Source organism: Azospirillum argentinense, assembly GCF_000632475.1.
Classification (GTDB): Bacteria; Pseudomonadota; Alphaproteobacteria; order Azospirillales; family Azospirillaceae; genus Azospirillum; species Azospirillum baldaniorum.
In genome coordinates this window covers 1,312,773-1,327,285 of the sequence record NZ_CP007793.1, presented here as the reverse complement: position 1 = coordinate 1,327,285, position 14,513 = coordinate 1,312,773, and the positions used below count along the sequence as shown (strand labels likewise).

Sequence of the window (14,513 nt, the reverse complement as noted above, 5' to 3'; positions counted from 1 at the left end):
TTCTGCGCGGCGGGTGACCGCCCCGGCGCCCGTCCCCGCACGCGGCGGCGGACGGAACGCCGGGGCGGGCGGGGATCAGCCCGGCAGCTTGCAGCCGCTCTCCGCCATGGTGGCGAAGGCCTCGTCGCCGGGGATGGTGCGGATGATCTCGTAATAATCCCACGGCCCCTTGGACTCGCTGGGCTTCTTCACGCGGGCCAGATACATGTCGTGGACCATGCGCCCGTTCGGCAGGATCTTGCCGTTCTTGGCGAACATGTCGTTGACCGGCATCTCCTTCATCTTGGCGGCGACGGTCGGCCCGTCGTCGGTCCCCGCCGCCTCGATGGCCTTCAGGTAGTGCTTCACCGAGGAGTAGCTGCCGGCCTGCACCATGGTCGGCATCTTACCGGTCTTCGCCTTGTACTTCTCCGACCAGGCGCGCTTCTCGTCGTCCATGTCCCAGTAGAAGCCGGTGGTCAGGACGAGGTCCTGGGCGACCTGGAGCCCCAACGCGTGCACATCCGACAGGAAGATCAGCAGCCCGGCCAGCTTCTGTTGCCCGCTCTGCGTCAGGCCGAACTCCGACGCCTGCTTGATCGAGGTGATGGTGTCGCCGCCGGCGTTGGCGAGGCCGATGACCTGCGCGCCCGACGACTGCGCCTGCAGCAGGAAGGAGGAGAAGTCCGCCGTGTTCAGCGGCGCGCGGACCGCCCCCACGACCGTGCCGCCGGCCTTCTTCACCTGTGCGGCCGTGTCGGTTTCAAGCTGGTGGCCGAAGGCGTAGTCGGCGGTCAGGAAGAACCAGCTCTTGCCGCCCTCCTTCACGATGGCCTGCCCGGTGCCGACGGCCAGAGCGCGGGTGTCGTAGGCCCAGTGAAAGCCGGTGGGCGAGCAGGCGTCGCCGGTCAGGCGCGAGGTCGCCGGCCCCTGCATCAGGAAGATCGTCTTCTTCTCGCGCGTCACCTCCTGCACCGCCAGGGCGACGCCGGAGTTCGGCACGTCGACGATGACGTCCACCCCGTCGCGGTCGATCCATTCGCGGGAGAGGTTGGAGCCGATGTCCGGTTTGTTCTGGTGGTCGGCGGCGATCACTTCGATGGGCTTGCCCAGTATCTTGCCGCCCACCTCCTCGACCGCCATGCGGACGGCGACCACCGAGCCCTCGCCGCCCAAATCGGCGTAGAGGCCGGAGCGGTCGTTGAGGACGCCGATCTTCACAACGTCGCCGGAGATCTTGCCCTGCTGGGCCTGCGCGGAACCGACGGCCAGCGCGGCGAGCGCCGCTCCGGCAAGCAGACGTGCAATCATTCCATTCCTCCCCGTTCGAATTCGAGCGTTTCTGCTTGTTGATTCAGACACCCAGATACGTGTGCAGCTTCTCCATGTTGGCGGCGAGTTGGTTGTTCGGGATCATGTCCATCACGCGGCCTTCCTCCATCATGTAATGGCGGTCGGCGATGGTGGCGGCGAAGCGGAAGTTCTGCTCGACCAGCAGGACGGTGAAGCCGCGCTGCTTCAGCTTGCGGACGGCCACCCCGATCTGCTCGATGATCACCGGGGCCAGCCCTTCCGTCGGCTCGTCGAGAAGGATCATGGTGGCGCCGGTGCGCAGGATGCGTGCGATGGCCAGCATCTGCTGCTCCCCGCCCGACAGGCGGGTGCCCTGGGTCGAGCCCCGGCCCTGAAGGTTGGGGAACAGCTCGTAAATCTGCTGGACCGTCATGCCGCCATCCTTCACGACGGGTGGCAGCGTCAGGTTTTCCTCGACGTTGAGCGAGGCGAAGATCCCGCGCTCCTCCGGCACATAGCCGATGCCGAGGCGCGGGATCTTGTGCGGCGCCATGCCGATCAGTTCCTGCCCCTGAAATCGGATGGAGCCGGTGCGCTTGCCGACGATGCCCATGATGGAACGCATGGTGGTCGTCTTGCCGGCGCCGTTGCGGCCCAGCAGGGTCACCACCTCACCCTGGCGGACCTCCAGGTTCACCCCGTGCAGGACGTGGCTTTCGCCGTAGAAGGCCTGGAGATCGGAAACCTCCAGCATCGCGGTCCTCACCGTTGCGCCGTCAGGCATGACCGCTCCCCATATAGGCTTCCCGCACCTTCGGATGGCGCGACACCTCGGCGTAGGGACCTTCGGCCAGAACCTCGCCGCGGGCCAGCACGGTGATCCAGTCCGACAGGTTGGAAACCACGGACAGGTTGTGCTCCACCATCAGGATCGTGCGGTTGGCCGAGACCCGCTTGATCAGCGCGGCGATGCGGTCGATGTCCTCGTGCCCCATGCCGGCCATCGGCTCGTCCAGCAGCAGCATCTCCGGCTCCAGGGCCAGCGTCGTGGCGATCTCCAGCGCCCGCTTGCGACCATAGGGAAGCTCCGCCGCCGGCCGGTGGGCGTAGCCAGCCAGCCCGACATCCTCCAGCAGTTCCATCGCCCGCCCGTTCAGCCGGTCGAGCACCGATTCCGATTTCCAGAAGTGGAAGGAGTTGCCGAGCGGCCGTTGCAGCCCGACGCGCACATTCTCCAGAACCGACAGATGCGGAAACACCGCAGAAATCTGGAAGGAGCGGATGATGCCCAGGCGCGCCACGTCCGCCGGCTTTACCGCCGTGATGTCGCGCCCGTTGAACAGGATGTTTCCGGTGCTGGGTTGAAGAAACTTGGTGAGCAGATTGAAAACGGTCGTTTTTCCGGCCCCGTTGGGACCGATCAGCGCATGGATGGACCCCCGTTTCACCCGCAGGCTGACGTCGCGGACGGCGACGAAGCCCCGGAATTCCTTGGTCAGTCCGCGCGTCTCCAGAATGACGTCACTTGCCATATCCTCCCCATTCCCTGTTTTCAGCAGCCTTCCGCGAGACCGCCTGTTGTTTGGTTCAGGTTATCAGCAATCTGTCACACGTACAGCTTACGGAAAGAACTTAATCCCGTCCATCCGGAAGCATCGAAGACGTGACAAAGCATGACCGGACGGCAAAACCGCCGGCAAAAAGGATCTATGGGAGGCCGAAACGCGGGCATGAAAAAAGCGGCCACGCAGGGCCGCACACCGACTCGCGGCACGCCCCCGGACCCGAGGCCGGAGGCGTGCCTTTCTCTTTCGACGCAGGAGCCGGAAACCGCGGAACCGATACGACTCAGGCAGCCGCGGATCAGGCCGCCGAGGTCAGCGGAAAGCCGCTGTAGTCGAGCGACGCGGACCAGAAGCGTTCGAGCTTGCGCAGGGTCTCGTTCGCCTTGACCAGTTCCTCGTCGCTGAAGCCGGCCTTCTCCAGAGCCGTCAGATGGCGCTCGAACATGCGGCTGATCTTCTCGCGGAGATCGAGGCCCTTCTCCGACAGGCGGACGCGCACCGACCGGCGGTCGTGCGGCGAACGCTCCTGCCCGAGATAGCCGTTCTCGACCATCTTCTTCACGTTGTAGGACACGTTGGAGCCGAGATAATAGCCGCGCGCCGTAAGCTCGCCGACGGTCATCTCGTCTTCGCCGATGTTGTAGAGGATCAGGCTCTGGACGTTGTTGATGTCCTGGATACCGAGCCGGTCAAGCTCGGTCTTCAGCACCTCGAGAAAGTGGCGGTGAAGCCGTTCGATCAAGAGGATGCTTTCATAATAGGGTTTGCGCACCGCGGTCTCCTTTGGCTCGTACCGGACATGGGCCGACCTGTGGCCTTTCCGGGGTCCTTAAGCGGAGATTAACCGATCATTGTCCGGCAATCACCTCAATAATGCCCCAAAAGCACAGCCCGGGTTGTAGAACAGCCTGGCCCTGCGGAATATCCCCGTCCTGCCGCGCCAAGCCCCGTCGCGTGCCAGGATTGCCTGGAATCCAGGCACCCCGGCGGCGTTCCCGCCCGGCGAACCGGGCGGCAAGCCGACCCGTCCCATCCAACCCCCGACAACAACCGTCAGGCAACAACAACGGTCAGGTTTGAGACAAGTCCCGCAAGGATTTCCCCGATACTAACGCAGAAACGCGCGGAATGTGCCTGCATCCGTGCACGTTCAGAGTGCAATAAAGGGGAGCGGGCCTCTTCATTCGGTAAAGCGCAAATCCCCGCCAACGGGTTCGGCGAAGTAACCGGCCACCTCTTCAGCCGTCACGTCGGCCAGAGAGGCCGGCGACCAGCGCGGATTCCGATCCTTGTCGACCAGCGCCGCGCGGATGCCTTCGTAGACATCATGGCGGGCGAGGAAGGCGAGGCTGAGGCGAAGCTCCTGGATCATGCAGCCGTCGAAGTCCAGCTTGGCGCCGCGGCGCAGCGCCTCCAGCGTCACCTTCAGGCTGGTCGGCGACACCCGCTTCAGCGTGGCGAGCTGGCCGGCGGCCCACTCCGTGCCCTCGGCCTCCAGGGCGGCGACGATGGCCTCCACCTCGTTGTGGGCGTAGCAGCGGTCGATGGCCGCGCGGTTGGCGGCGACCGGTGGTTCGCCGGCTTCCTCGCGATGGCGCGCAACCGCCTCGTCGGCCGGCACGCCGTCGGCCAACTCGGCGATCAGGGACTCCAGCTTGGCGCTGGGCACGAAGGCGTCGGCGGCGCCGACCTCGATCATGTCGGCCGCCTTCAACCGGTCACCGGTCAGGCCCAGCCAGATGCCGACTTGTCCGGGCAGGCGCGGCAGGAAATAGGTGCCGCCGACGTCCGGATAGAGCCCGATGCCCGTCTCCGGCATGGCGAACATCGTCCGCTCGGTCACGATCCGGTGCGACCCGTGCACCGACAGGCCGACGCCGCCGCCCATGCTGATGCCGTCGATCAGCGCGACATAGGGCTTGGGGCAGGTGTGGATCAGGCGGTTGAGGACGTACTCCTCGCTGAAGAAGGCGCGGATGGACGCGCCGTCGTCCTGCCCCGCCTTGGCGGCCTTGCCCGTCTCGTACAGGTTCACCACGTCGCCGCCGGCGCAGAAGGCCTTCTCCCCCGCGCCCTGCACGACGATGGCCTTGACCTCGGGATCGGCGATCCAGGCGCGCAACTGCGGATCGAACAGGCGGATCATGCCCAGCGTCAGGGCGTTCAGCGCCTTCGGGCGGTTCAGCGTCACCAGCCCGATGGAGCCTCGGCGTTCGAACAGGATCTCGGCGTTTTGGGTTTCGGCGATCTGGGTCTGGGCGGGGTCGCTCATGGTTTGGGTCGTTTCCATTTGTTCGTTTGTGGGGCGAATTGATCGGTTTCGGGCGATGATACGGGTGGTGGGCGGCGTGTCAAACCGCGGTTTCGCAGCGCAGCGTCGCGGAACACCGCCCCGGCCCCAGCCGTTGCCGCACCCACAGTCATGAGCGGGACAGTTCCATGATGGCAGCCTCAGCAGCGCAAGCGTCACGTCAGGAGGGAGCGGGCCGCAAGACGGCCATCATCCTCAACCGGTCCGCGGGAACGCTGGCCGGACAGCCGATCGACGACACGATGGCGGCGATCCGCAGCGCCTTCGAGCGGCACGGGGCGGAGGTGTCGCTGACCGCGGTGGAACCGGCCGACTGCGCGTCGGAAATCCGCAAGGCGATCGACTCCGATGCGGAGCTGGTCATCGTCGGCGGCGGCGACGGCACCATCCACACCGCGGTCAACATGATCCTGCCCACCGGCAAGATCCTGGGCATCCTGCCGCTCGGCACCATGAACCTGCTGGCGCGCGACCTGAAGACGCCGCTGGACCTCGACGAGGCTTACGAGGCACTGGCCGCCGGCGACGTGAGCAGCATCGACGTGGCGGAGGTGAACGGCGAGGTCTACCTGAACAGCTCCGTCCTCGGCTTCTATCCGCAGGTGGTCCAGGAGCGCGAGGAGAAGCGCAAGCGGCACCGGCTGCTGAAATGGCCGGCAATGGCGCTCGCCATGGTCCGCACTTTCCGCCGCCTGCCCCTGCTCGACGTCCGGATCGACTGGGGCGAGGGGCCGCGCCGCGTGCGCACGCCGATTCTGGTGGTTTCCAACAACCCCTTCGACGGCGAGGCGGGCAGCATGCTCCTGCGCCGCAACACGCTCGCATCCGGCAAGCTGGGCGTCTATGTGGCGCGGCAACGCGACCCCTGGGGGCTGCTGCGGCTGATGGGGCGCACCGTGCTCGGAACTTGGCAGCATGATGAGGAGTTGGAAACGCTGACGGCCACGCAACTGACGGTGCACAGCCGGCGGCGGCGGCTGAAGATGGTCAACGATGGCGAGATCCTGCAAATGGAGCCGCCGCTGAACTACCGCATCCGTCACAAGGCGCTGAAGGTCCTGCTGCCCAAGGCAGCGCCTGAAGGCGACGGCGCGGCGGACGGCGCGTGACGGGAATGACTGCCGGGGAGGTGTCGTGAAGAAGCTCGCCCACATCTCGGACCTGCATTTCGGGCGGATCGACCCGCTGGTGGTCGACGGCCTGTTGGCCGACCTGACGGCGGCGCGGCCCGACCTGATCGTCATCTCCGGCGATCTGGTCCAGCGCGCCAAGGCCCGCCATTTCCTGGAGGCGCGGGCCTTCCTGGAGAAGCTGCCCTTCCCCTATCTGGTCGTGCCGGGCAACCACGACATCCCGGTCTACAACGTGGTGCGCCGCTTCCTCGACCCGTTCGGCAACTACAAGCGCTACATCACCACCGACCTCAGCCCCTTCCACATCGATTCGGAAATCGCCGTTCTGGGGATCAACACGGCGCGCTCGGTCATCACGGATTTTTCCGAAGGGCGCATGAACAAGGCGCAGATCAAGCGCGTGCGCGAGGTCTTCTGCGAGGTACCGGACACCGTCTTCAAGGTGCTGTTCACCCACCACCCCTTTCTGCCGCCGCCCGACGCCCCGAAGACGAAGCTGGTCGGGCGGCACAAGCTGGCCCTGCCGGCGCTGGAAAGCTGCGGGGTGGACCTGCTGCTGGCCGGGCACCTGCACCGCGCCTATTCCGGCGACATCATGACCCACCACACCCAGGTGGCGCGCTCCATCCTGGTCGCCCAGGCCTCCACCGCGACCTCCACGCGCCTGCGCAACGAGGCCAACGCCTACAACCTCATCGCCATCGAGCCGCCGCGCGTCACCTTCGAGGTGCGGTCCTGGGAGGGGGCGGCCTTCACCGGCGGCCTCGTCTCGCAATGGCGCAAGGACGGGCACCGCTGGGTCATGGAGATGCAGGACTCGGGATTCAGACCTGTGAGCGGTGCGGCTTGAGTCACGGCGGCCATGCGGCGTAGGATCGCGCCGCAAGTTTTAAGAGCACATCAGGTCCCCCGCATGTCCGCTTCGCATTTCCGGTCCCCGGCGTCCTTCCCGCGCACCCGGCTGCGCCGCAACCGCGCCGACGCCTGGACCCGCCGCCTCGTCGCCGAAAACCGCCTGACCGTGGACGACCTGATCTGGCCGGTCTTCGTCATCGAGGGGCAGAACCAGCGGGTGCCCGTGGCCTCCATGCCCGGCGTGGAGCGGCTGACCATCGACCTGCTGACCGAGGCGGTGGCCGCGGCCGGCGATCTCGGCATCCCCTGCGTCGCCCTGTTTCCGGTCGTCGGCGCCGAGGGCAAGTCGGAGGACGCTGCGGAGGCCTACCGCCCCGACAACCTGATGAACCGCGCCATCCGTGCGCTGAAGACCGCGGTGCCGCATGTTGGCATCCTGGGCGACGTGGCGCTGGATCCCTACACCACCCATGGCCACGATGGCCTGCTGCGCGACGGCTACATCCAGAACGACGAGACGGTCGAGGTGCTGGCCCGGCAGGCGCTGTCGCAGGCCGACGCCGGCGTGGACATCGTCGCCCCGTCGGACATGATGGACGGCCGCATCGGCCTGATCCGCGACAGGTTGGACAGCCATGGGCACGAGCTGGTGCGGCTGTGCTCCTACGCCGCCAAATACGCCTCGGCCTTCTACGGCCCCTTCCGCGACGCGGTGAATTCCGGCGGTTTCCTGAAGGGCGACAAGAAGACCTACCAGATGAACCCCGCCAACACCGACGAGGCCCTGCACGAGGTCGCCCTCGACCTCCAGGAGGGTGCGGACATGGTGATGGTGAAGCCCGGCCTGCCCTATCTCGACGTCATCCGCCGGGTGAAGGACACCTTCGCCGTTCCGACCTTCGCCTATCACGTCTCCGGCGAATACGCGATGCTGCGCGCCGCCGCGCAGAACGGCTGGCTGGATTACGACAAGGCTCTGCTGGAGACCCTGACCGGCTTCAAGCGCGCCGGCTGCGACGCCATCCTGACCTACGGCGCCGTGGACGCGGCGCGGCGGCTGAGAGAAGGCTGAGCCGTTCGGGCTCGTCTTTGAGCTGTTCGGGCGCACGGGTGTGCGGACGCTTTTATAGCATGTGGCCATCGCCGACCGATGGAGTTTCCCCATGCACAATCGCTCCGCTCTCCTGCTCGCCGCCATCCTTGCCATGGGCGCCGCTCCGGCCACCGCTTTTGAGCTGACCAGCCCCGACATCAAGGACGGGGCGCCCCTGGACGAGCGGCATGTCTTCGCCGGCTTCGGCTGCACAGGGGAAAATGTCTCGCCTGCGTTGGCCTGGAAGGACGCACCGGCCGGCACGCGCAGCTTCGCTGTCACCGCCTACGACCCCGATGCGCCGACAGGCAGCGGCTGGTGGCATTGGATCGTCTTTAACCTTCCCGCCACCACCCTGCGGCTCTCGGCCGGGGCTGGAAATCCGGACACGGGATTGCTTCCGGCCGGAGCGTTGCAAAGCCGCACCGACTTCGGTACGCCGGGCTACGGCGGTGCCTGTCCGCCGGTCGGCGACACACCGCACCGCTACGTCTCACCGTCCACGCATTGAAGACGGACAGCCTTCCGCTCGACGCGAACTCGTCGGGCGCCATGGTCGGCTTTCTACTGAACGCCAACCGCCTGGAGAAGGCCACGCTGACCGCGCGTTACGGTCGATGAGCGTGCAGATGGGCCGCTGCGGACCTTGCCCGCGCGTCCCGGCGCCTCCTAGACTGGACGCCGCCATGACACCGGACCTCCTTCCCGCATTGTCCCGCTACGCCGCCCGCGACCTCCGACCGGGCTCCGGCGATCGCCCGCACCGTCCCGAACTGTGGGCGTTCGTGGCGCGCGACCGCGAACGCATCACGGACATCCGCATAGAACGCACGGCCTTGATCGTGGTGATCGACGGTGCCAAGGAGGTCACCGACACCCGAGGCACCCACCATTTTCCGAAGGGTTCGGCGATGCTGCTGCCGCCCGGCTGGATCGGCACGGTGGTGAACGCCCCGAGCGAGGCGACCGGGCATTACCGCGCCCTGATCCTGGAATTTCCGGGGGACATGGTCCGGCGGCTTCTCGACGCACATCCCACCGCACGGGTCGGCAACCGGCAACATCCGCACGACTTTCGCGTGGCCCTGACCCCCGCTCTGGCCAGCGCGGTGGAGCATGCCGCCGCCGGCTTGGCCGTGGGTTCCACACTCAGCCCACGCCTCGTCGAGCACCGCTGCATGGAAGTCCTGCTGGCCCTTCTGGACGACTGTGTGTGGTGGCTCGGGCACGGAATGCCCGGTGGCACGGCCGACGCGGTCCGCCAATTGGTCCGCGCCTATCCCGACCAGCCTTGGACAGCCAGGAGCGTCGCTGTCGAGATGGGTCTCAGCACGGGGACCTTGCGCCGACGCCTTGCCGATGAAGACGCCTCCGTACGGCGCATCCTGACGGAGGAGCGTGTCGCTCACGCCCGTCGGTTGCTGGAAAGCGACGGGCTGTCCGTGCAGGAAGCGGCGGAGGCGGTTGGCTACACCTCCCGCTCCCACTTCGCCCGACGGGTTCGGGCCGTCACGGGCGCGAACCCGTCGGACCTGCGTGGCGATGGTCGCTGATTACTTCGGCGTGCCCTTCCACACCTGGAACTGCGGGGTTTCCAGCAGCAGGTCGGCGTGGCCGAAGGCCGTCTTGAACAGCTTGCCCACCCCCGCCGTCCGCTGCGTCACCGCGACCAGCGAGCCGCGCAGCTTCAGATACTGTTTGGTGCCGGCAACCAGCGCCTCCAGCATCCCGAAGTCCTCGTCCTTGCCGCGATGAAGCGGTGGGTTCGAGACGATCAGCCCGAAGCGCTCCCGCGCGCCGAGCCCGGCCAGCCCGTCGCTCAACACGCATTCCGCGTCCGGCACGTTCTGGCGGGCGGCGTGCAGAGCCACCGCGTCGATGTCCAGCAGGGTCAGCCGGGCGTCCGGCGTGCGCTCCCGCACCGCCCGCGCGATCACCCCGGCGCCGCAGCCGAAGTCCAGGACGGCGGTGCCAGCCGCGATCTCCGGCAGGACCTGGAGCAGGCATTCCGTGCCGGTGTCGAGACGGCCATGGGCGAACAGGCCGGGGTAGGACACCAGATCCAGCGCCCCGTCGCGCCCCGGCAACGGCAGGGCCACGGTCTCCCGCCAATCCTCCAGATTGCCCTTGGCCGAATCGCTGGTCCGGCGGGTTTCCAGCAGACGGGCGCGGCGCTTGATGGTCAGGGTCTCCACCCCCTCCGCCAGCCCGTCGAAGCGCTTCGGCGCGGAGGTGATGCCCTCGTCGTTGCTGCCGGCGATCCACAGCGGCGCCCCCGCCGGAAGGCGGGCGGCCAGGGCGTGCAGCGCCATCTCGAAGGCGGCCCAGCCGCGCGGCAGGCGCAGGACCGCGCCGTCGAAGGCGCCGTCCGCCGGCCAGGGCGTGGCCGGCTTGCCGTCCAGCCCCAGCCGGTGCCAGGAGACGACCTCCGCCCCGCCGTCGGCCAGGGCCTCTTCCATGGCACCGTCGGTGTCGCCCGCCACCAGGATGCGGCCCTGCGGGCGGCGCTCGGCCAGGGCCTCCGCGGCGACGCCGGCCACGGTGGAATCGCGGTCGGTCGCGCGGTTGGACAGTCGGCTCACAGGTTTCTTCCTTTTATCCCCGGTCGCGCATCAAGCGCGCCTTGTCGCGCTGCCACGTCCGTTCCTTCTCGGACTCGCGCTTGTCGTGCTTCTTCTTGCCGGCGGCCAAGCCCACCTCGACCTTGGCGATGCCGCGGTCGTTGAAATAGACGGACATGGGGATCAGCGTGATCCCCTTCTGCTTGATGGCGCCCATGAGCTTGCTCAGCTCGCGGCGGTGCACCAGCAGCTTGCGCGGCCGCTTGGTCTCGTGCTGAAGCCAGCGTCCCGCCTGCCCGTATTCCGGGATGTAGGCGTTGAACAGGTACAGCTCCCCGTTCTTGAGGCCGGCGTACGCCTCGTTGATGCTGGCACGGCCGCCGCGCAACGACTTCACCTCGGTGCCGGTCAGGATCAGACCGGCCTCCATGGTGTCTTCGATGAAATAGTCGAAGCGTGCGCGGCGGTTCTGTGCCGCGATGCGCCTTGGTTCGGGCTCGCGGGCGGCCACGTATCCTCCTTCCCTGGGGCGGGGTGCTGCCGTCCCTTAGGACAGCAGCCCGGCCTTCTTCATCGCGTCGCGGACCGTGGTTCGCGTGCTTTCCGACGCGGCGACCAGCGGCAGGCGAACCTCGTCCGAGGACTTGCCGAGCAGGCTGGCGGCGTATTTCACCGGGGCCGGGCTCGTCTCCACGAACATGGAATCGTGCAGCGGGGTCAGCAGGTCGCGGTACTTGTAGGCGGTGGCGAGATCGCCCTTCCGCCAGGCGTCCTGCATCGCGGCGCACTGGGCCGGCGCGATGTTCGCCGTCACCGAGATGCAGCCGACGCCGCCCTGCGCGTTGAAGGCCAGCGCCGTCGCGTCCTCGCCCGAGAGCTGGATGAAGTCGGGACCGACCTCCTGCAGCAGGCGGACCGGGCGGGCCAGATCCGCCGTGGCGTCCTTCACGCCGACGATGTTCGGCAGCTTGGCGAGACGGGCCATCGTTGCCACCGACATATCCACGACACTGCGGCCGGGAATGTTGTAGATAACGATCGGCAAATCCGCCGCGTCATGGATCGCTTTGAAATGCTGGTACAGACCTTCTTGCGTCGGCTTGTTGTAATAGGGCGTGACAACCAGAGCCGCGGTGGCGCCGGCCTTCTTGGCGTGCTGGGTCAGCGAGATCGCCTCCTCGGTGGAGTTCGACCCGGTACCGGCGACGACCGGAACCTTCCCGCCCGCGGCCTCGATGCACAGCTCGACGACCCGGTTGTGCTCCTCGTGGGAGAGGGTCGGCGACTCACCCGTGGTGCCGCACGGAACGAGACCGTGGGTGCCCTGCGCAACCTGCCACTCGACGAAGGACTGGAAGGCGGCCTCGTCCACTTTCCCGTTTTTAAACGGGGTCAAAAGAGCGACGATGGAACCGTACAACATGCCTGCCACCTCCGACGGACTTCAAGAAAAGTGTCGCGCACCTTAGCCGCACCCGTTCCCCCGAGCAAGAGCGCCCGGATGATCATCCGACATGCCACCCGTTCCGCCACCCGTTCCGCCATTGCCGCCGCCCTGCTGGGGCTGATTGTGCTGGCCCAGCCCGCCGGGGCGGCCAGCCTGACGGCGCAAGACCTCGCCGTCTACCGGCAGGCCTTCAAGGCGGCCGACAACGACCGCCACGACGAGGCGCTGCGCATCGCCGCCCAGGCCTCCAACAAGCTGCCGGCCAAGGTGATCCGCTGGATGGCCCTGGCGACTCCCGGCGGCGGCAGCTTCGACGAGATCGCCGCCTTCATCCGCGAAAACGGCGACTGGCCCAACCAGGCGCAGCTTCGTCGTCAGGCGGAAAAGGCGATGCCCATCGACCTGGACGAGGATCGGGTGCTCGCTTGGTTCAAGCAGTACCCGCCCCTGTCCAACGAAGGCTTCATGCGCCACGCCGACACGCTGCTGGCAACCGGCAACGCCGAGCGGGCGGTGCGCATGGTGCGCGACCGCTGGGTGGAGGCGAACTTCACGTCGGCGGACGAGGAGCAGTTCCTGGCCCGCTACCGCTCCCACCTGCGCCAGCAGGAACACAAGGCGCGCATCGACCGGCTGCTGTGGGAGCGCCAGGAAGCCGCGGTGCGCCGCATGCTCCCCTTCTTCGACGAGGCCTACGACCTGCTGATCGAGGCACGGATCGCGCTGGACAGCGACGCCAAGAACGCCGACGCGGCGCTGGCCCGCGTCCCCGCCTCCCTGCGCAACGATCCCGGCCTGCTGTTCGACCGCGCCCGCTACCGCCGCCGCAAGGGCGACGACGCGGGGGCGCTGGAGATCATCGCCCAGGCGCCCAAGGACATGGGCCGCCCGCAGGCCTGGTGGACGGAGCGCCACATCCTGGCCCGCCGCGCCATGGTGAACGGCGACCACAACCTCGCCTACCGTCTGGTGACGGCGCATGGGCAGACCGAGGGCAGCGGCGCGGCGGAGGCGGAATTCCTCGCCGGCTTCCTGGCGCTGCGCTTCCTCGACGACCCGTCGAGCGCCTTCAACCACTTCCACAAGCTCTACCGCTCGGTCGGCGCGCCGATCAGCAAGGCGCGCGGCGCCTACTGGTGCGGGCGCGCGGCGGAGGCGCTGGGCCAGACGGCGCAGGCCAAGGACTGGTACGCCAAGGCCGCCCAGTACGGGACGACCTTCTACGGCCAGCTCGCCGCCCGCCACGCCGGGAACGGGCGCATCGCCCTGCCCGCCGAGCCGCGCGTGTCCAACGCCGACGCCACCGCCTTCGAACGGCGGGAGGTGGTCCGCGTGACCAAGCTGCTGGCCGAGATCGAGGGCAACACCGACGAGCGGGTGACCGCCTTCCTGCGCCGCATCAGCCTCGACGCCAAGGAGCCGGCGGATTACGTGCTGGCCGCCAAGCTGGCCCGCGAGGTCGGGCGCCGAGACCTCGCCGTCGCCGCCGCGAAGGACGCCGCGCAGAACGACGTGTTCCTGGTGGAAGCCGGCTATCCGATGATCGAGAGCCGGCCGGCCGCTCCGGAAATCGCCCTGGTGCACGCCATCATTCGGCAGGAGAGCACCTTCAACACCCGCGTGGTGTCGTCGGCCGGGGCGCGCGGCCTGATGCAGCTGATGCCCGGAACGGCGCAACTCGTCGCCGGCAAGCTGGGCGTCAAGCACGACACCGCCAAGCTGATCAGCGACCCGGACTACAACGTGCGGCTCGGTTCGACCTATCTGGCGGACATGATCGACCGGTTCAACGGCTCCTACATCATGGCCATCGCCGCCTACAACGCCGGCCCGACCCGCGTGCGCCAATGGATCGACACCTACGGCGACCCGCGCGGTGAAGCCATCGACGCCGTGGACTGGTTGGAGCTGATTCCGATCTACGAAACCCGCAACTACGTGCAGCGGGTCATGGAGGCCATGCTGGTCTACCGTGCGCGCATCCAGGGTGCCAAGGCGGAGCTGAATCTGGACAAGGAAATTCGGCGATGAAGTCCCCACGGTCCCTCGCCCCCCCGGAAGGGGGACCGTCGCATCGCTCAAAAACGAATATTCGAAAGTCACAAAAGCCGGCTCATCTCTGTCACATACCAAAATCGAAATCGTCCAATTTTTGACGTTTTCGTCTGAAGTGGTAACTCTTCTTCCTGCCCAGAAGATGAATTGCATTTAATGCTCTATTAACCACAACCCGACAGAATTCCCACGCACGGACGGACCGTGTTTCTCTTTATTCC

Annotated in this window: 14 protein-coding genes; 6 read left to right on the top strand and 8 right to left on the bottom strand. The window is 67.2% G+C overall.

Going from position 1 to position 14,513, the window contains the following annotated elements:
- Positions 1 to 75: 75 nt before the first annotated feature.
- From ABAZ39_RS06260 to ABAZ39_RS06240, 5 genes are all read right to left on the bottom strand, one after another.
- Complete coding sequence (locus ABAZ39_RS06260; protein WP_038527750.1) at positions 76 to 1,290, bottom strand: ABC transporter substrate-binding protein; 1,215 nt, start codon at positions 1,288 to 1,290, stop codon at positions 76 to 78.
- Positions 1,291 to 1,333: 43 nt separating this feature from the next.
- Complete coding sequence (locus ABAZ39_RS06255; protein WP_038527748.1) at positions 1,334 to 2,056, bottom strand: ABC transporter ATP-binding protein; 723 nt, start codon at positions 2,054 to 2,056, stop codon at positions 1,334 to 1,336.
- Positions 2,049 to 2,804 (bottom strand): ABC transporter ATP-binding protein, encoded by a 756-nt coding sequence (locus ABAZ39_RS06250; protein WP_038527746.1) that lies wholly within the window; start codon positions 2,802 to 2,804, stop codon positions 2,049 to 2,051. Before ABAZ39_RS06250 ends, ABAZ39_RS06255 begins: the two co-directional genes overlap by 8 nt.
- A gap of 331 nt (positions 2,805 to 3,135) precedes the next feature.
- Positions 3,136 to 3,609, bottom strand: coding sequence for a MarR family winged helix-turn-helix transcriptional regulator (locus ABAZ39_RS06245; RefSeq protein ID WP_014240398.1), 474 nt, complete (start codon positions 3,607 to 3,609; stop codon positions 3,136 to 3,138).
- Positions 3,610 to 4,017: 408 nt separating this feature from the next.
- Positions 4,018 to 5,109 (bottom strand): enoyl-CoA hydratase/isomerase family protein, encoded by a 1,092-nt coding sequence (locus tag ABAZ39_RS06240; protein WP_038530842.1) that lies wholly within the window; start codon positions 5,107 to 5,109, stop codon positions 4,018 to 4,020.
- A 167-nt stretch (positions 5,110 to 5,276) separates the two neighbouring features.
- Here ABAZ39_RS06240 and ABAZ39_RS06235 point away from each other — a divergent pair, with 167 nt between their 5' ends.
- The 5 genes from ABAZ39_RS06235 (at position 5,277) to ABAZ39_RS06215 (ending at position 9,782) form a co-directional block, all read left to right on the top strand.
- A complete protein-coding gene (locus tag ABAZ39_RS06235) occupies positions 5,277 to 6,257 on the top strand; it encodes a diacylglycerol/lipid kinase family protein (RefSeq protein ID WP_038527745.1) in 981 nt (326 codons plus the stop codon).
- Between the two features lie 25 nt (positions 6,258 to 6,282).
- The gene (locus ABAZ39_RS06230; protein ID WP_014240394.1) at positions 6,283 to 7,131 is read left to right on the top strand and encodes a metallophosphoesterase family protein; all 849 of its coding nucleotides are present in this window, start codon (positions 6,283 to 6,285) and stop codon (positions 7,129 to 7,131) included.
- 63 nt (positions 7,132 to 7,194) lie between these two features.
- The gene (gene hemB / locus ABAZ39_RS06225; protein WP_038527743.1) at positions 7,195 to 8,208 is read left to right on the top strand and encodes a porphobilinogen synthase; all 1,014 of its coding nucleotides are present in this window, start codon (positions 7,195 to 7,197) and stop codon (positions 8,206 to 8,208) included.
- A 91-nt stretch (positions 8,209 to 8,299) separates the two neighbouring features.
- Complete coding sequence (locus tag ABAZ39_RS06220) at positions 8,300 to 8,740, top strand: YbhB/YbcL family Raf kinase inhibitor-like protein (RefSeq protein WP_443983710.1); 441 nt, start codon at positions 8,300 to 8,302, stop codon at positions 8,738 to 8,740.
- 175 nt (positions 8,741 to 8,915) lie between these two features.
- Positions 8,916 to 9,782 carry a helix-turn-helix transcriptional regulator gene (locus ABAZ39_RS06215; RefSeq protein WP_038527741.1) on the top strand — a complete coding sequence of 289 codons (867 nt, stop codon included), beginning with the start codon at positions 8,916 to 8,918 and terminating at the stop codon, positions 9,780 to 9,782.
- On the opposite strand, the gene ABAZ39_RS06210 is transcribed toward ABAZ39_RS06215, so the two are convergent.
- The 3 genes from ABAZ39_RS06210 to dapA are packed head-to-tail and all read right to left on the bottom strand — an operon-like array spanning position 9,783 to position 12,213.
- On the bottom strand, positions 9,783 to 10,811 hold the full coding sequence (locus ABAZ39_RS06210) for a class I SAM-dependent methyltransferase (RefSeq protein WP_038527739.1): 1,029 nt from the start codon (positions 10,809 to 10,811) through the stop codon (positions 9,783 to 9,785).
- Between the two features lie 13 nt (positions 10,812 to 10,824).
- Positions 10,825 to 11,301 (bottom strand): SsrA-binding protein SmpB, encoded by a 477-nt coding sequence (smpB, locus tag ABAZ39_RS06205; protein ID WP_038527736.1) that lies wholly within the window; start codon positions 11,299 to 11,301, stop codon positions 10,825 to 10,827.
- 36 nt (positions 11,302 to 11,337) lie between these two features.
- Positions 11,338 to 12,213 carry a 4-hydroxy-tetrahydrodipicolinate synthase gene (gene dapA, locus ABAZ39_RS06200; protein WP_038527734.1) on the bottom strand — a complete coding sequence of 292 codons (876 nt, stop codon included), beginning with the start codon at positions 12,211 to 12,213 and terminating at the stop codon, positions 11,338 to 11,340.
- A gap of 78 nt (positions 12,214 to 12,291) precedes the next feature.
- Between dapA and ABAZ39_RS06195 the strand changes: the two genes are divergently transcribed.
- A complete protein-coding gene (locus ABAZ39_RS06195) occupies positions 12,292 to 14,268 on the top strand; it encodes a lytic transglycosylase domain-containing protein (RefSeq protein WP_038527732.1) in 1,977 nt (658 codons plus the stop codon).
- Positions 14,269 to 14,513 lie beyond the last annotated feature (245 nt).